Annotated in this window: 17 protein-coding genes; 3 read left to right on the forward strand and 14 right to left on the reverse strand. The window is 56.0% G+C overall.

Going from position 1 to position 17,596, the window contains the following annotated elements; all coding sequences use genetic code 11:
• Positions 1-33: 33 nt before the first annotated feature.
• The 6 genes from CO670_RS22555 to CO670_RS22580 are packed head-to-tail and all read right to left on the reverse strand — an operon-like array spanning position 34 to position 6,151.
• Positions 34-345 (reverse strand): antibiotic biosynthesis monooxygenase, encoded by a 312-nt coding sequence (locus CO670_RS22555; RefSeq protein ID WP_004671505.1) that lies wholly within the window; start codon positions 343-345, stop codon positions 34-36.
• Positions 346-357: 12 nt separating this feature from the next.
• Positions 358-1,461, reverse strand: a complete 1,104-nt coding sequence (locus CO670_RS22560) for an NAD(P)-dependent alcohol dehydrogenase (RefSeq protein WP_004671507.1) — start codon at positions 1,459-1,461, stop codon at positions 358-360.
• A 58-nt stretch (positions 1,462-1,519) separates the two neighbouring features.
• On the reverse strand, positions 1,520-2,518 hold the full coding sequence (locus CO670_RS22565; protein ID WP_026188838.1) for an ABC transporter permease: 999 nt from the start codon (positions 2,516-2,518) through the stop codon (positions 1,520-1,522).
• A gap of 5 nt (positions 2,519-2,523) precedes the next feature.
• Entirely contained in the window at positions 2,524-3,465 is a 942-nt protein-coding gene (locus CO670_RS22570) for an ABC transporter permease (protein ID WP_004671512.1), read from the reverse strand.
• Positions 3,466-3,477: 12 nt separating this feature from the next.
• A complete protein-coding gene (locus CO670_RS22575; RefSeq protein ID WP_170967833.1) occupies positions 3,478-5,007 on the reverse strand; it encodes a sugar ABC transporter ATP-binding protein in 1,530 nt (509 codons plus the stop codon).
• Between the two features lie 55 nt (positions 5,008-5,062).
• Positions 5,063-6,151, reverse strand: a complete 1,089-nt coding sequence (locus tag CO670_RS22580; protein ID WP_004671515.1) for a substrate-binding domain-containing protein — start codon at positions 6,149-6,151, stop codon at positions 5,063-5,065.
• 255 nt (positions 6,152-6,406) lie between these two features.
• On the opposite strand from CO670_RS22580, the gene CO670_RS22585 reads away from it, so the two are divergent.
• Together CO670_RS22585 and CO670_RS22590 are read left to right on the forward strand one after the other, a co-directional pair.
• Positions 6,407-7,036 (forward strand): 2,3-bisphosphoglycerate-dependent phosphoglycerate mutase, encoded by a 630-nt coding sequence (locus CO670_RS22585; RefSeq protein ID WP_004671516.1) that lies wholly within the window; start codon positions 6,407-6,409, stop codon positions 7,034-7,036.
• 364 nt (positions 7,037-7,400) lie between these two features.
• Positions 7,401-8,507, forward strand: a complete 1,107-nt coding sequence (locus CO670_RS22590) for an NAD(P)-dependent alcohol dehydrogenase (protein ID WP_004671520.1) — start codon at positions 7,401-7,403, stop codon at positions 8,505-8,507.
• A gap of 236 nt (positions 8,508-8,743) precedes the next feature.
• On the opposite strand, the gene CO670_RS22595 is transcribed toward CO670_RS22590, so the two are convergent.
• The 8 genes from CO670_RS22595 to CO670_RS22630 form a co-directional block, all read right to left on the reverse strand.
• Entirely contained in the window at positions 8,744-10,024 is a 1,281-nt protein-coding gene (locus CO670_RS22595; RefSeq protein ID WP_004671523.1) for a bifunctional 3,4-dihydroxy-2-butanone-4-phosphate synthase/GTP cyclohydrolase II, read from the reverse strand.
• A 16-nt stretch (positions 10,025-10,040) separates the two neighbouring features.
• Complete coding sequence (locus tag CO670_RS22600; RefSeq protein WP_004671524.1) at positions 10,041-10,559, reverse strand: NAD(P)H-dependent oxidoreductase; 519 nt, start codon at positions 10,557-10,559, stop codon at positions 10,041-10,043.
• Between the two features lie 360 nt (positions 10,560-10,919).
• Complete coding sequence (locus CO670_RS22605) at positions 10,920-11,318, reverse strand: GFA family protein (RefSeq protein WP_010029274.1); 399 nt, start codon at positions 11,316-11,318, stop codon at positions 10,920-10,922.
• Between the two features lie 11 nt (positions 11,319-11,329).
• The gene (locus CO670_RS22610) at positions 11,330-12,547 is read right to left on the reverse strand and encodes an LL-diaminopimelate aminotransferase (protein ID WP_026188837.1); all 1,218 of its coding nucleotides are present in this window, start codon (positions 12,545-12,547) and stop codon (positions 11,330-11,332) included.
• A 77-nt stretch (positions 12,548-12,624) separates the two neighbouring features.
• Entirely contained in the window at positions 12,625-13,794 is a 1,170-nt protein-coding gene (locus CO670_RS22615) for an ABC transporter substrate-binding protein (RefSeq protein ID WP_004671529.1), read from the reverse strand.
• Between the two features lie 123 nt (positions 13,795-13,917).
• Positions 13,918-15,039 (reverse strand): LLM class flavin-dependent oxidoreductase, encoded by a 1,122-nt coding sequence (locus CO670_RS22620; RefSeq protein ID WP_011053356.1) that lies wholly within the window; start codon positions 15,037-15,039, stop codon positions 13,918-13,920.
• Positions 15,040-15,099: 60 nt separating this feature from the next.
• Positions 15,100-15,507, reverse strand: a complete 408-nt coding sequence (locus CO670_RS22625; RefSeq protein WP_004671531.1) for a carboxymuconolactone decarboxylase family protein — start codon at positions 15,505-15,507, stop codon at positions 15,100-15,102.
• Between the two features lie 72 nt (positions 15,508-15,579).
• Positions 15,580-16,089, reverse strand: coding sequence for a flavin reductase family protein (locus CO670_RS22630; protein WP_004671533.1), 510 nt, complete (start codon positions 16,087-16,089; stop codon positions 15,580-15,582).
• 134 nt (positions 16,090-16,223) lie between these two features.
• Between CO670_RS22630 and CO670_RS22635 the strand changes: the two genes are divergently transcribed.
• Positions 16,224-16,991, forward strand: a complete 768-nt coding sequence (locus CO670_RS22635; protein ID WP_004671535.1) for an SDR family oxidoreductase — start codon at positions 16,224-16,226, stop codon at positions 16,989-16,991.
• The last annotated feature ends 605 nt before the right edge of the window (positions 16,992-17,596 follow it).

Consider the following 17,596-nt stretch of genomic DNA (forward strand, 5'->3'; position numbering starts at 1 on the left):
CGCGCGCCTCGTAGAAATGGCCATTGCGCCCGATCAGTCGCTGATACGGGTATTTACATTAATCGACGGTGGACTCACCAACAGTGGAAGAAGAGGCTCCAGCACCCGCTTGACATTAGGATGTTCGCCATGGCCAACGACAGCCGCCTCATTCTGCCAGCCGTCTAAGATGATGAAAGTGTTCGGATCGTCCGACCGCTGGTAGAGGTCGTAGTAGAGACAACCAGACTCTTCGCGGGCGGGTCCAATGAATTCCTGAAGGAGTTCTTTTACGCGATTTCGATTTTGGGACGTGGTTTTGAATTCAACGACAAGGTGCTGTTCCTCTGACTTCTTCGATGTCATTTGCGCTGGCTCCTAATTGAAAACGACGACCGGCTTGATCACTCGCCCGGCTTCGGCGTCCGCGATCGCTTCGTTGATCTTCTCGAAGGGATACTTGGTGATCAATTTTTGGAAGGGGAAAAGCCCAGCCTGATTAAGATCCATCATCTGCGGAATGAACAGCTGTGGAATCTGATCACCAAGGATCGCACCCTGGATCTTGCGATTGAACACCATTAGATCGAGGGGGATGGGAATGTCGTTCCCGAGCGCGTCGAGGCCGAGCAAGACAACGTGCCCGCCGGCACGGGTGCACTTGATCGAGTTCAGAATAACCGGAATGATGCCAACTGCGTCGATCGCGAAGTCGGCACCGCCGCCCGTCAGCGCATGGATCTGGTTGACTACGTCGGGATCTTTGCCGTTGATCGCATGTGTGGCACCAAGCCCCATGGCCATGTCTAGCCTCTGCTGATTCAGATCTATGATGATAATCTTGCTGCACCGACGAACTTTGGCGGCCATCACGGCGGCCATGCCGACAGCACCTGCGCCGAAAACGGCTATCGTCGACCCTATTTCCGGCTTCATCGCGTTTATCACTGTTCCTGCACCCGTTGCCATGCCGCACCCGAGTGGCGCAGCGTCGGTAAGGTCGAGGTCTGTTTTCGGCAAAAGCGCTGCATTGTTTTCAGTCGCAAGGATATGCGTCGCAAAGGACGACTGGCCCACGAAATTGCTGCCAATGCCAACTTCATCGCAGAGCAATGCCTTCTTACCATTCGGACGAAGCCCCGTAAGATTGTACTGGGTATAATTTTGGCAGTTCATTGGGTGAGAACGGCGGCAGTCGGCGCAGAATCCGCATGAGCTCTGGCTCAGTGCGACGTGATCACCCACTTTGAGGCTCTGAACTTCTGGTCCGACCGCCTCGACGACGCCGACGCCTTCGTGCCCCGGGATCACCGGTGCCGGCGGGCCAAAAATACCGTCGCGAAGCAGCAAGTCCGTGTGGCAGATCCCGCTCGCAACCGTGCGAACCAGGATCTCGTTGCCTTCGGGGTCAGCCAGTTCGAGTTCACGGAACTCCAGCGGGCTCTTTGGCTTCACGGCGACAGCCGCAGTGATTTTCACCATTATATTCTCCTGCGTTCTCCCGCAATTGCTACGGGAATGACTTGATCGGCCCGACGGACTAGACGCGACCCGCGCGCGCACCGTAGATGATTGCGGCAAATGCAATGATCACGCCCTGGACGATAAGCTTGCCCGGCTCCTGGATGCCGAAGACGGTCAGCATCGCGAACAGGAAGCTGAAGGCAACGACGGCAACGAACGGCCCGGCGACGCCGCCCCGGTCGACGCCGAACGTCACACCGCCGAGGATCGTGGCGGCGAGAGCATTCATGAAGGTGTCGAAGCCTGGCTTGATGGTGCCGACCGCCAACGCGGATACCTGGACCAGGGCCGCGATGCCTGTCAGGGCGCCCGCGAGCGTGTGCGAGACAAAAATCGTACGTGCCAACGGAATTCCTGTAGTTTCCGCCGCCCTCGGATTGTCGCCGACGGCCCTGAAGTAACGCCCGACGATGAGAAAGCGAAATGCGATAGAAATCAGGGCGGCGATGACGATCCACAGGACCACGGAATAGGAAAGGCCGTGGATATTGCCGCTCGTAAGTATTCGAAGCCAGCTTGGCGTTGAACCGGGCGCGCGGCCGGCGCTCATGTATTGGACGATCCCAATCAGAATGGCCGAAACACTTAGTGTGGAGATAACGGCAGAAGCGCGCACGTATGCTACGAGTATTCCGTTTACACCCCCCACAGCTAGCCCAATCACAACAGGCATGAGGACGGTCATTAGCGGTGGATAGTTGTTGAGCTGGCCCGAGCTGGCCAGATAAATCGCGAACGCGAAAATACCGCTGACAGAGAGATCGATGGATCGCACCCGCATGACAAGCGACTGGGCGAGCACCGCGATCCCGAGCGGCGCTGACTGCTTGAGGATTACAAACCAGTAGTTGGGATTTATGAGCGTGGCGCTCACTGCTGGAGCAACCGCAACCAGGATTGCGAGCACATAGTATGCGGGCGGTAGCCCGAGTATCCACGAAATGGCGCTCTTACCCCTCAATGAGCGAGATGGTGCTTCAGTTTTCGAGTCTGATGTGGTCATCGAGAAGTCCATTTCTTTCAAAGTCCGATTGTTTTGCGTCGCTGCGAAACGACGAGTACGAGAAGCAACACACCCTTGACGACCGACTGAAGAAATGCAGAGACGTTGGCCAGATTCATCACATTATTCACTGTCCCGAGGATCGCCGCGCCAACGACGGTTCCCACAATGCTTCCGATGCCCCCGGCGAGGTGGACCCCACCCAATGCTGCAGCCGTTACAGACTCAATCCCGAATGAAGCGCCGCCCTTAGGATCACCCGATGCAAGGCGACCTGCAAGAAACATCCCCGCAGCGCATGCGAATAGAGCGGAAAGAACATACGCTTTGATGATGGTGCGCTCGACGGGAACACCGTTCATCCGTGCGTTGAAGTCATTGCCGCCGGAAGCGAAGAGGTAGAGGCCGAAGGGACGACGATAGAGAATCCAGGATGCGAAGAGCGATGCCGTGATCAACCAAAACAATGAGTTAGGTACGGGGCCGATGGATCCGGCTACCGAGCCGGAAAGCCACTCCGGCACGCGCCCGCCTGGGATTGGCAAAATGATCAACGCGATACCTTGGCCGATGCCCATTGTTGTCAGCGTCATGATGATTGGATGTACATTGAGGCGCGCGACACCGTAACCGTTCGCTACTCCGAACCCCATCGCCACCGCGATGCAGATAAGCACGCGGGTTATCTCAGGAAGATCAAGCGTCATGATCGTCGTCGTTAGACTGATGACGGACCCAACCGACACGTCGAGGCCGCCAGTGAGAATGACGAACGTCTGACCGAGAGCCGAGATGACGAGCACCGTCGATTGCGCCAGGAGATTAGACAAATTCTCCGGATCCATGAAGTCCGGCAATAATATTACCGAGGCGACAACCATCACCAGGAGCGTTCCAATGGAAAGCCCGATCGCTCCCGCGCGATAAGGGAGCTTCAGGCGACTGGCAAATGAATTCATAAGTTATCCTCCTCAATGCACCGCAGCACGGGGATCCGGTGACGCACTCGCCCCCAGCGCAGTCTCGAGGATTCTTTCCTCGGTCGCCCCCTCTGCGGACATCTGTCCGACGATCTTCCTGTCATGAACGACCAAAATGCTGTCGCAGAGCCCTATAAGCTCAGCGTGCTCGCGCGACGAAACCACGACCGCACCGCCACGATCACTGAAGTCCCGCAGCAATCTGTAAATCTCTGCCTTTGCACCGACGTCGACGCCGCGCGTGGGCTCCTCAATAACGAGGATGTCCACTCCGGAGAGCAACCAGCGGCCCAGCAGCACCTTCTGCTGATTCCCGCCCGAGAGTTTACCTACGGGCGCATTGGGATCGGCGGCCGCAACTCGTAACGACTTGATCACCTCGCGGACCCTCGACGCCGATCGCCACGCAACGCTTGCCATATTCCGATTGAGCTGTTTTCCCAGCGCGATGTTGTCGTAGATAGGCAGGCGCAGGAACAGCCCTTCCTGCTTCCTGTCCTCAGGGATAAAACCGATTCCTGATGCGACCGCGCGAGCGAACCCTGACCCTACATTCACCACGTGCATGCTGTTGTCGGGGCCGGCACGCCACACGGCGATGGCCTTTGGCGATTCAACGCCCACAATGGCACGCATTATCTCTCGCTGGCCCTGTCCTTCGAGCCCTGCCAGCCCGATGATTTCACCTTTTCTGACAACGAAAGTGACTGTCGAGCTGCTGTCGTCGAGGCGCAAGTCCGAAACCTCCAGCATTGCCGCTCCGGTGGCCTGCGAGCGCGGCGGAAAGAAGTTCTGAAGTTCGCGACCAACCATTGTCGCTACCAGCGTTTGCAAGTTGAAGTCCTGCGCTCTTGCAGTCCTTACCCAAGCGCCATCTTTCATGACGGTGATGGTGTCGCATAGTTCGAAGACTTCATTCATGCGATGAGAGATGTAGACGACAGCCTTATGTTGAGCCTTAAGGTCGCGGATAACCTTGAAAAGATGCGCGACATCGGTCGAGTTCAACGCCGCCGTTGGCTCGTCGAAGATGAATACGTCCGCGTTCGACGTAAGTCCCTTCGCGATCTCTACTGCCTGCTGCTGCGCGACAGTCAGTGTCTCGACGATCGCGGTTGCGTCGAGCTGTGGAAATACGTCAGCCAGCAAAGCGCGAGCGCGTTTCACTACCTCGACGCTATCGATCGAACCGTCAATGCGACGAGGTTCGTGGCCCAGGAACATGTTCTCAGCAACGGTGAGATTGGGGATCAGGGTAAACTCCTGAAACACCGTCGACACTCCCGCCAACCGTGCCTCCTTAGGGGAACGGAAATTGACTTCCTCCCCGCGGAGCCGAACACTTCCTGCGCCCGGCTGATATACCCCCGCCAGAATACGCATCAGGGTGGACTTCCCCGCGCCGTTTTCCCCCATCAGAGCGTGCACGGAGCCACGTTCCAGGGAAAAGCGAACGTCCGAAAGGACTTTCGTGAAACCAAACGATTTGTTGATGCCGACCATCTCGACAAGCGTGCTCATGGGAATTTCCATCTTCGACAGGGATACGGGCACGAGTGATCGTGCCCGTAGTTCATCAAGCCTTGAAATAATCAAGGAGCTTTTCGTTCGGCATTTCGGTCGGCGCCCAGTACGCATCAGTGAGATCTGCGCGATAGAACTGGGAGAGCGTCTCGTCGGTGATCGGCTTGGGGCGGTTCGTCCAGTTACGCTGAATCGGCTTCCCATCCAGCAAGGCGAAGGCGGCCCGTAGCGCGGCAGTAGACAGAGCGGGTGGGCAAATCGGACCGATCGAGGAAAGTTTTTCGTCATTCCAACGACGCATCCAGCCGTTAAGTGCTTCGCCCGTGATTGGCGGGATCGTTGAGGCGCCAGCCTCCTGCAAGGCATCCAAAACGCCAAGAGACATGTTGGCTCCATCGGTCCAGATGCCCGCGACATCTGGGTCGGAGAGATACAAGCTTTCGGCGATCTTCTTTGAGTCCTCATAAGACCAGCTTCCGTGCTGGGTCGACGTGATCTGAAGTCCAGACTTGCTGAAGACTTCCATGGCGCCTGCATAACGATCTGCATCGATGGGATGCCCGGCGACGCCACGCAGAACCCATACCTTGCCCTTGTTGCCAAGCTTGTCGACGAGGAACTGAGCCATCACGCGCCCGAAATAGAAGTCGTCGCCCTGGACCTGAACCGTAAACTCCTCGGTGTCGACGCGTCCGAGATAGACTACGGTTGGAATGCCAGCAGCCTTTGCCTTCTTGATGCCCTCGACGGCGGAACCGGTGGTTAGCGGTGCGATGATGATCGCATCGACCTTCTGGGCGATCAGATCCTCGATATCGGCAACTTGTTTGGAGGCATTGAGATCAGCGCTCCGGAACTGGTAATCAGCGATCCGATCCTTGTTCTTTTTTATTTCATATTCGGCTTCAAACGCCGTCTGGTAGGTATGCGTTGAACCAGCGAGGCCGTAGTGGCTGTGTCCGATCTTCCACGGGCCTGACTTCTTGAACTTACCCGCGTCGACAATTGGGTTGGCGCCTTCGGAGGGCCAAGTGTCAGGTAGGAGACTGATCGCGTCGTCGGCGCGAAGAATCCCCGGCATTCCGAACGTGCCGGCTACAGCAATTGCCCCGCTCGCTTGTAGAAATGTACGTCTCTTCATGAAAATTCCTCCTCCGGCCGCTCTGGGCGGCATTGTCTGTTAAGGCGAGAGCCTTGCCTTCCCAAGCCGTGCCGGACTCTCCTCAATACGGCGGAGTGCATTGGTATGAGCTATCAGACAATCTGTCAATAAATATAAACTTCGACGTTTGTTTTTTCGACATCGTTTTGTTTTCACTTGCACATAGTCGCACTTGACGGATTGTCCGATAGTGCGACAATATTCGTGTTCGCTAAATCGATGGGAGGGTTATGAATGTCCACTCTGGTGATTGTCCGGCATGGCCAAAGCGAAGGGAACGCGCGCGGGGAGTTCACGGGTACGAGCGACGTGCCGCTCACACAGGAGGGCTGGTCTGAGAGCAGGCGAGCCGGCTCACTGCTCGCGAACCTCGGCATCTCGTTCGATATTGCGTTTAGCTCTGCCCTCTTGCGCACAGTCGACACTTGCAGAGCGATTTTGAACGAAACCAACGGCGATCTGCTGGAGCCAATCAGGAGAACCGAGTTGAACGAACGCGACTACGGACAGCTCACCGGCATCAACAAGAACGTGGCACGTGAGCGGTGGGGCCAGGATGTTGTCCAGGTTTGGCGCCGCTCGTACAGCACTCCACCACCTGGGGGAGAAAGCATACGGGACATAAGCGCGAGGGTTCTGCCCTTTTTGATAAGCGAAGCGTTCCCCCCCTTGTTGAGAGGGAAATCGGTTCTTGTGGTGGCCCACGGGAATACGATCAGGTCACTAAAGCAGGGCATCGAACGCCTCACGATCCAGGATACGCTCGCTATTGAGTCACCGACCGCCGCGCCAACTGTATACCGGATTGCGTCGGACCTCTCGATCATCGAGAAGACTAACGTCCTGGTTGGTACTGTCTGTTAAGCCTGGCTGGCAGTAGCATCGTTTGTAGTCGGTTGAACTTGGCAATACCGGTGTCTCGAAGCTGTCGATAGCCTTCAGAACCGGCTCGACGTCGGCAAGCGACGCCATCCGGCTCGCCTCACACGTTGCTACTAAATTTTCGTCTGCCGATCTTTCAGCCCAAAGCGGGACAAGACGCATGCTCCCTTTCGAACATGCATCGGAACCCTTTGATCACTTCAAATCAGCGTTCACTCGTGACTTTGCAAAAATGCAGCCCTGCTCCGGTTGAACTGATCTAATTTAATAGAGTAATTATTGACTGATTGTCTGACGATGAGTACGTTCGCGCGAATTGCGTTGTGAGCCTTGGAGGAACAGTTACATGAAGCAGGCATATGCGGCGGTCTCGCGCGAAAAGGCGAAGCCCTTGATCTTGGAGTGCATAGGGATTGAGGAACCTCGTGCAGACGAGATTTTGGTCCGCATCGTCGCATCGGGGGTATGTCATACCGACCTGGTGGTCAGGGACCAGGGATATGACGTACCTCAACCTGTTGTGTTGGGACACGAAGGCTCTGGCGTCGTCGAGGCCGTCGGGAGCGCAGTTAAAGATCTTGTGCCCGGTGATCACGTTGCTTTGAGCTACGCCTATTGCGGCAAGTGCGAAAAGTGCCTTTCCGGTACACCTTTCTACTGCGAGGACTTCTTCGGTCGCAATTTCCGCGGCACTCGTCCGGATGGCACCTGCCCGATCCATGATTCTCACGGGAAACAGATTAGTGGCTGCTTCTTCGAGCAGTCGTCATTTGCAACCTACGCCATCGCCAGCGAACGAAACGCCGTGAAGGTTGCAAAGGATGTTCCACTCGAGTTGATCGGACCGCTCGGGTGCGGGCTTCAGACCGGTGCTGGCGCGGTACTGAATTGCCTCAAGCCGAAGCCCGGCTCGTCAATAGCAGTGTTCGGTGCTGGTGCGGTTGGCATGGCGGCTACGATGGCCGCGAAAATCGCCGGATGCGCGACCATCATCGTGATCGACTTGAACGATGAACGGCTGGAACTTTCGCGCGAACTCGGGGCGACGCACACGATAAATGCCCGCAAATTGGACAGCGTTGCCGCGATCAGGAAGATCGTCCCCGCAGGCGTTGATTTCAGCTTGGAATGCACGAGTTCGCCGCGAGTTTTCCGTCAGGCAGTCGACTGCCTTGGTACGCCGGGAACATGCGGTCTCGTTGGCTCGTCCGCTCTCGGCACTGAAGGCACGATCGATATCGGGAACTTCCTTTTCGGCCGCACATTGATCGGCGTTGTCGAAGGACAAAGCGTTCCGTCCGAGTTCGTCCCGCAGTTGATCGAGTATTGGCAGCAGGGACTTTTCCCGTTCGACAAACTGGTTCAGTTCTATGACCTCGACCAGATCAACGAGGCGATGGCTGATTCCGAGAGCGGCAAAGTCATTAAGCCGATCCTTCGCATGAAGCATTAGTTTTGCGAGACTTTTCGAAAGACAAGACGGACCGCGATTAAATGCGATCCGTCGGAACAGCCGTGCTCAAGACGAGATATGGTCGAACGCTGCTTTCGATGCAATCGCGGGCCACATCACTCCGATAGGCCTGCACGAATGATGTGCTGGCAGGGCCCACGCAAAAGCTCTAGGACTCTGCCGGTCAAAGGCGGCCCCCTACAATCACCGGCAGGTAAGTGGCGAGGGCGGCTCCGTTATCCAAGGGGTCCAGAGAACACCTGCGCGCCAAACACTGAAAAGACGTTGCTCCGGCCGACGTGTTCAGCTGACGTGTCCTGGTCCAACAGGTGGCCAAACCGATCGCGCTTTGTCTTAAAATAAGTGATGTTGGACGCGCTAGATGCGGCGATCAGACTCTGGCGAGACGACACGATGACGCCTGACGTTCGCAGCGCCTCTATTTTTGTAGGATTGTTGGTCAGAAGCCGAACGCTGCCGATACCGAGGTCGCGGATGATATCCGCCGCTGCGTTATATTCGCGGGAATCAGATGCGAAGCCGAGTTCCCGATTTGCCTCAAGAGTATCACGACCATGATCCTGCAGGCTGTAAGCCGCAATTTTGTTTCCTAAGCCAATGCCACGCCCCTCTTGCCCACGCATGTAGATCACGCAACCAGCGCCCGCTAACTGGACCGCCCGAAGAGCCATTTCGAGCTGTTGACCGCAGTCGCATCGCATGGACCGGAACGCCTCACCTGTCAGACATTCAGAATGCACCCGTACCAGAACGTCTTCCTTCTCGCACAACTCGCCAAGTGTCAAAGCTAAGTGTTCCGTTCCCGTCAAACTATCGCGATAAGCAATTGCCTTGAAATCCCCAAACCGCGTTGGCATAAAGGACTGCGCGTAACGCTTTACCCTCGTATCACGACTCCTGCAGTACTCAATCAAAGCGTCGATCGTTACTATGTGCAGGCCATGTTCGATTGCGAACTTCTCGAGATCTGGCAGTCGAGACATGGTTCCGTCGTCATTGGCGATCTCGCAGATTACGCCAGCCGGCGCCAGGCCGGCAAGTCGTGCAAGATCCACGGCAGCTTCGGTGTGGCCAGGACGGCCCAGGACACCGAGACGATTTGCACGCAAAGGAAAAATGTGACCCGGTCGCGATAGGTCTTCCGGCCGCGTCTGCGGATCGATGAGCGACTTGACGGTTGCTGCTCGATCTTCGGCTGAAATCCCTGTCGTTGTGCCGTGTTTGCAATCGACGGAAACGGTAAATGCCGTCTGCAGTGAGTCCGAATTACGTGTGACCATCAGGGGGATCTCGAGTTTGTCGAGACGTTCGGCTGGAAGTGGCACGCAGATAAGGCCTCTCGCATATTTCATCATGAAAGCGATGTGCTCAGCTGTTATTTTTTCGGCAGCAACGACTAGGTCGCCTTCATTCTCCCGGTTTTCGTCGTCGACCACGATAACCATCTCGCCCGCTTCGATCGCCTCGATCGCCTCATCTATGCTCGAAAAAGACATGGAATCCTCCTCCTTATTATGGGCTGACGGCGCGACGCGCGGCATCGAGCTCTCTGTCGACAAGCGCGCGCAGGTTCTCAGAAAGAGCATCGTTCTGAAAATCTTCATCGAGAGCGAAAATGAAACGGCTATGTATTTGCGCTTCGAAAAAGTCGAATAAGGCTTCCATCGAGGCTTCGACGAGCGGCTTGTGACTCGATGCTTTACCGGTTGCAAAAGGGATCACATAGCGGCCCTTAAGCGCTTTCATGTCGACAAGGTCGAATAAATGCTTCAGCAACCCAGTGTAAGATGCTTTGTAGACCGGACTACCAACAACTAGCACGTCACTAGCCAAAATATCGTTGAGTGCCGCTTTAACAATCTCAGCGGCGCTGGAGGGCAACACTGTTGCCCCAAGGTGCGGATGAAGGTCGACAAGGTCCCAGCAGCTTGCTTCGTTGCCGGACGCGCGCACCCGATCCACCATGAAGTCTGCTACGGCCCGGGTTTTCGAGGGGCGCGATAAATTCCCCGTTATTACAACAACTTTCATGTCACAGGACTCCCAACATTCTCGCATAAGACAATCTTACAATTTTCACTCACACCGCAATGGAGGTCGTTGAGGACCCGTGGGGGCAAAAATAGTCCTGCGGTGTCCTGAGCCCTCACAACCCGTAATTTCCCAACCTCGAAGGCTGGATTGCTTCGCAGAAGTCTTCTGTCTCGTACGACTTTATTCTCTCAATGGGTGGGCTCGCCGTGCAAGCGCACCTACTGTCTGCAATCCCTGCCGCTTTTACCGACCCAGCACGTTTGCGTTAGAACCTCCTGGACACGGAATGAGGCGTTGCCGCTTGATATACGGTCGCCGTGGCTCCACCTCAGTTACGACAGGTAGTATCCCGGTCACTTACGGGAACTCTGGTGAGCTTGCCTTCGATGGATCATGGGCGAGCCAAGGTTCCGCATGCGATACCCATACGTTTGACATCGGCACACTTCCAGGATCGGTATCGAACGTGCCGGCTCTAACGACTTTGAGCTCCGGGCTGGCCGGCCGCTCCGCATAAACGTGCGAGCCACATACCGAACAAAACCACCGCAGCTTTCCAGGCGTCGATTCGAAGCTATGAAGCGTATCTTGGCCTGTAAGGATCTTGAAGTGCTCGCTTTTCACCTTCGCAGCGGTATTGTGATCAGCGGCGTGTGACTTCCGGCATGTTTGACAGAAGCAATTCCACATGGGTCCATCAATTTCCTGAACCTGGTACGTTACCGCTTTGCATTGGCATGATCCGAAGATTGGCATCGGGTATCCTTTCACTGATTCATTACGTTGATTTCAAATTTCTCGTCGCCGCTAAGCCAGCGTTTGATGTTGCGCGCAGCCTGGCGGATGCGGTGTTCGTTCTCGACGAGCGCCAGACGGACGTAGTCGTCGCCCATTTCGCCGAAGCCGATACCCGGTGCAACGGCGACGTCGGCCTTCTCGACCAGCAGCTTGGAAAACTCCAGCGAACCGAGATGACGGAACTTTTCCGGGATCTTTGCCCAGGCGAACATGGTGGCAGCCGGCGGCGGCACGTCGAAGCCGGCCTTCCCGAAGCTTTCGACCATGACGTCGCGGCGACGCTTGTAGACGTTGCGAACCTCCGCAATGTCGGAACCGTCGCCGTTCAGCGCATGGGTCGCGGCCACCTGGATCGGCGTGAAGGCGCCGTAGTCGAGATAGGACTTGACGCGGGTGAGCGCCGCGATCAGCCGCTCGTTGCCGACGGCAAAGCCCATGCGCCAGCCGGGCATGGAAAAGGTCTTCGACATCGAGGTGAATTCGACGGTCACATCCATTGCACCCGGCACTTCGAGAACCGATGGCGGCGGAGCGCCGTCGAAGTAGATCTCGGAATAGGCAAGGTCGGAAAGCACGATGATGTCATGCTTCTTGGCGAAGGCGACGACGTCCTTATAGAAATCGAGCGTCGCGACGAGGGCCGTCGGGTTCGACGGATAGTTGAGGATCAGCGCCAACGGCTTCGGGATCGAATGCCGGACCGCCCGCTCCAGCGGCGGGAAAAAGCTCTCATCCGGCTCAACCGACATCGAGCGGATCACGCCGCCCGCCATCAGGAAACCGAAGGCGTGGATCGGATAGGTCGGGTTCGGGCAGAGGATCACGTCGCCGGGCGCGGTGATCGCCTGCGCCATGTTGGCGAAGCCTTCCTTGGAGCCCAAGGTGGCGACCACCTGGGTATCCGGGTTGAGCTTGACACCGAAACGGCGGGCATAATAGGCGGCCTGGGCACGGCGCAGCCCCGGAATGCCCTTGGAGGAGGAATAGCGGTGGGTGCGCGGATCCTGCACGACCTCGCACAGCTTGTCGACGATCGACTGAGGAGTGGGAAGGTCGGGGTTTCCCATGCCGAGATCAATGATATCGGCGCCGCCCGCTCGCGCGCTTGCTTTCAAACGGTTGACCTGTTCGAAAACATAAGGCGGCAAACGTTGAATTCTGTGAAAGTCCAGCACACTATTTCCAATCAAATCGCAGATACCTCCCGCGCCGATTATAGAAACCGACGCGGGAGGCTGGGAGGTCTCCTTCCGGAGAACATTCATTACTTCTTCGGCCGCCAAGCTAACGGATCTTCAGGACGTTCGAAGTAGTTTGCAGCGACGTCTGCAGGCCACCAGCCGTTGTTCTTCGGCTCGATCCAATCCGTGGAATTGGGATCGCAATCTTCCTTCAGCACTTCCTTCACGTCATCAATGGTGTAAGGAAGCGCAGGACGAAGAATCGACTGGATCTTTGGTCCCTGGCCTTCGAGCGTTCGCATCATGACGTCCCACACAAGGCGGGCATCAGACCGCGGCGGCCAGAAATGGAAGCTCTTGCTTATGAAATCAGGGTTCTTACGCCAGTAGCAGGCTGCCGAAGCCTCACCCCCGAGCACGATAGGCATCATGTCGCGGCCGGATTGCTGTACTGCGTTCACGACACCGTTTTCTGAAGCGGACTGAACGAGAATGCCATTAACCTCAGCAAGATTGGTGGCAAGAAACTTCTGAACCTCAACCTGGGCGACCTGGTCGGTCCATTTGCCAGCTATCGTGCCTACAATTTTGATACCGGGGAATTTATCGAACGCGTTCTTCGCGCCGATGTCGAAGCTGTCCGATGATGCGAAACCGGGGATGCCCGATACCATCAGGACGTTGCCTTTTTCACCGATTTCCTTGGCAAGCCATTCAGCAGCCTTGTAGCCACCGTCGGTGTTATTCTCTGTGGCATTGATTGCGTAGGGTGATGTGACATAGCCCGAGACTGAGAAGACTGGCACGCCTTTCGAATGAGCATACTCTATGGTCTTGTTAAGTGCGGTAATGTTCGAGCAGCAAATGACGATCGCATCAACACCGTCGTCAACCATCTGCCGCATCTGCTGGATTTGGACAGCGTCTTTGAGGTCAGACTGCGTGACGATTAGATCGGAGACTAGGCCTGCTTCCTTATATCTCGGAAGCAATACGTTGGTGAATTCGTCCAGGATGTTCGCGCGCCAGGTATTACCGGCATATGTGGATGCATAACCAATTTTCCACGGCGGTGGACGTTTTGGAACAAAATCTTTGTACACCGTCCCCCCGAGCGGAATGGCGGGATCGATATTCTCGTAAAGCGCCTTTTGGTCCGGCGGCAACGAATCGAGGCCGTCAGCCTTCGCCACGCCGTTCATGTGATAAAGGCTCGACAGCGTAAAAAGCGCTGCAACGATTTTCTTCAGCATTCAGGGCCTCCTCCCCTTGTGGTTCCGCTCAACCGCCGGCCCCTTTGGCCGCCAGCCGCGAAAATCCTGCCAGAATCTGGCAGAGTTCGTGTCGGGACGGCAATCGCCGTCCCGAGGACTGGTTCAGTTGCGCAGACCGGCTTGCTTGAGCAGCGGCATGACACGGTCGTTAAAGAAGGGAAGTTCCTCGTTGTAATCGACCATTGTCAGCAAGGCGCCGTTGACGCCTGTATTGCTGAGATCCACGAGCTTGTCGGCGACTTGTTCTGGATTGCCGACGATCGGGTATCCACCCCAGCCAGCGACGAAGCGTTCCTTGAATTTTTGATACATTTCGGCAGAATGGTTTTGAGATTGCACCTGCAGAACTTCACAGATGTTCTCGCATGCCTCCCAGTCACCCTTCTGGTTGACGTAGTAGTCGTAGTATTCCTTTGCTTCCTTCTCCGTTTCGCGAACGATAACGGGGCAAGCTGTGAATGTGCCAAGATCACGGTTATATTCAGTACGCGCCAGGTCCTTCACCTTTTTGACCCAGGCAGCGCCGGATTCCATGTCTTGCATGAAGCCGAAGTTGAAGTCGCAGAACTTGGCGGTGAAATGCAGTCCCTTGCCCGAGGCGCCGGCGCAGATCAGGAGCGGGCGACCCGCCTTGTTGTAGGGTTTGGGTTCACTGAAGGCGTCTTTGACTTTGAGGAACTCGCCTTCGAAGGTAACGCCATTGCGTTTCCAGAGCGTCTCGACGATATCCATCCATTCAGTGGCGTATTCATAGCGGGTGTCGTGCTCCATCATAGGAACTCCGAACATTTCCATTTCGGGAGTGAACCAGCCGGTAACGAGATTGAGGCCGTATCGACCCTTCGAGATGTGATCGATTGTTGTCGCCATCTTGGTTGCAACAATCGGGTTTAGCGTCGGAATGTGAGTCGTTGAGAAGAACTGGAGCTTCGTGGTGACCGCCGCGAGAGCGGCCGCCCAGGTGAACGTATCCATGTTCACGCCATTGAAGTTTGAAGGACCGCCAAAACCACGCCAGCGTGCAATCGGCACCATGCATTCCCAACCGGCTGCCTCAAGCTTCTTTGCAATCTCGACGTTGTGGTCGAAGGTAGGTTCGAACGTTGTCTCAGCGAGCGTAATCGCGCATGCATTCGAGCAATTCGTGCCAAATACGCCGAGCTTGAGCTTGTTATCATTGAACATTGGGTTTCCGGCAGCGCGGAAATCGTCTTGTGCGGTCACTGTAGTCCCTCCTCGGGCTGGCAACGGATGATGCTCAGCCCACTCAAATGCGTTGAATAACTAGATGCCCATCTCGTCGAAAACTTCCGCTGCCACGCGGAAGCTGTCGATGGCCGCAGGAACACCGCAGTAAATCGAAACCTGGAGGAAAACCTCCCGAATTTCCTCTTTGGTAAGACCGTTGTTGATTGCTCCGCGAACATGCAGTTTCAGCTCATGCGGACGATTGAGGGCCGAAATCATCCCGAGATTGAGGATGCTGCGCTGCTTGCGCTCCAGGCCCGGCCGATTCCAAATCGCGTCCCAGCAGTATTCTGTGACGAGGGTTTGCATCGGCCAATTGAAGTCGGTGGCTTTGCTGACCGACGCATCAACATAGCCCCCCCCCAAGACTTCGCGCCGGGTCTTTAGTCCGCGCTCAAAGCGCTCTGTGACTTCACGTCCATGAATTTCTCTTGCGGGTGCCATATTGCTCACGCTTTTCTCCTTGCCGCCCTTGGGCTTTCGATGAGTGATGTGATTGGTGGTTAAAGCCACCTACTATGCGGCCGATCCACTGATGGACGACGACCTGACGAGTTGACCGTTTTCGTAGAGAAGCGGCGCGATTGACTCGATGAACCGTGCTTCGAGCACTTCTCCGAGCACAACATCATGCGTTCCAACGTGAACGACATCTTTTAGCTTGCAGACAAACGCCGCCTGCGCATCGGACAGGACCGGCATGCCGTCGAGAGACAGCCACTCGCCGTAATGAAAGCGCTCTTCACCCTTCAATTGCCCACTGAACAGCGGCACAAGATCGGCATGTGAAAGATGCAGCATGTTCACGGCGAACTTCCCGGAGATCTTCAAAGGCTGATTCACCGAAGCCGATTGGTTGATGCAGACAAGAACAGTTGGTGGGTCCGCGGTAACCGACTGGACCGCGGTGGCGGCCATGCCATGACGGACCCCGTTGAGTTCGGTCGTGATCAAGCAGATGGTTGATGTGAACCGACGCATAGCTGCCTTAAAAGTCAACTGCGCCTCAGTGCTGGTATCGGCCATATTGTCCTCCCACGGCCAAATTCGATCGAGCCTAGATAAACAGATCAGCAGACAATCTGTCAACTGGATTTTCACAATTGACAGATTGTCTGCTAAAATGTCTTCTAAGGCACCCAAAAATGAGGAGATGGTCGATGGATTTGAATCAAAGAGTTTGTATCGTCACAGGGGGCGGCAGCGGCATTGGTCGTGCGACAGCCGAGCTTTTCGCAAAGAACGGCGCCTATGTGGTTGTTGCTGATGTCAATGAAGACGCCGCGGTTCGTGTGGCGAACGAGATCGGCTCGAAGGCTTTCGGTGTTCGCGTCGACGTCTCGTCCGCCAAGGACGCGGAAAGCATGGTTGAGAAGACGACCGCAAAGTGGGGCCGGGTCGACGTGCTCGTCAATAATGCCGGGTTCGGAACGACGGGGAATGTGGTGACCATTCCTGAAGAAACTTGGGACCGGATTATGTCCGTAAACGTCAAAGGGATCTTCCTTTGCTCAAAGTACGTCATTCCTGTTATGCGACGGAACGGCGGAGGTTCGATCATCAATACGACTTCCTACACCGCAACCTCAGCAATCGCGGACAGGACTGCCTACGTAGCATCGAAAGGAGCAATATCTTCGCTGACGCGCGCGATGGCCATGGATCATGCGAAAGAGGGAATTCGTGTCAACGCGGTCGCTCCAGGGACAATCGACTCTCCTTACTTCACGAAAATCTTCGCCGAAGCGAAGGACCCCGCGAAGCTTCGCAGCGATTTCAACGCCCGTGCCGTCATGGATCGGATGGGGACAGCTGAAGAGATTGCTGAAGCAATGCTTTTTCTTGCGTCCGATCGTTCGAGGTTCGCGACCGGTAGCATTCTGACGGTCGATGGCGGCTCCTCGATCGGAAACCACCTGGTCAAGTGAAGGAAAGGGCGGCACTCGTCATGCCCTTACATTTGAGGCAGGAACACCGGGTATAAGGCTCCAGCCTCGTTGATCATTGACGTGTTCCTAACCCGTCAATGACAGCACAGAGCTGTTGGCCTAGGCGCAGCTCTTGTCGGACTTGCGGCACGCTCCAGCAAATATGATAGAGAAGGAGAAGGACTGCCGGCGACAACTAGATCTAACAGCGGAAACTGGATCAAGGACATTTCGCAATTTTTGTCGAATAACCCCACGATGTCGGTCAGATGACGTCATGCGAGTGCCGACCTTCCGGAATAGCCGCATGCTGGTTCCGAATGCCCTCTATCGCAACGCTGTCGGCATAAGTTTAGTCCGGAATACAAGGTGATACGATCGTGTCCCGGGAGGTGGTGTAGGTCGCGGCTGATGGCCGTGCTTTCCCGACATGGGTCGGAAGGGGATATCAGCGTGCCACAGCGGGGCAGGCTGATTTGGGGCTCATCTCATTTGGGCCATGGTCTCAAGCGTCATATACTTGGCGCGTTGAACGGCCCATTCGTCATTCTGTTCGAGCAGCAGTGCGCCGACGAGACGGACGATGGCTTCGTCGTTCGGAAAGA

The organism is Rhizobium sp. J15 (assembly GCF_002531825.1).
Taxonomy (GTDB): Bacteria; Pseudomonadota; Alphaproteobacteria; order Rhizobiales; family Rhizobiaceae; genus Rhizobium.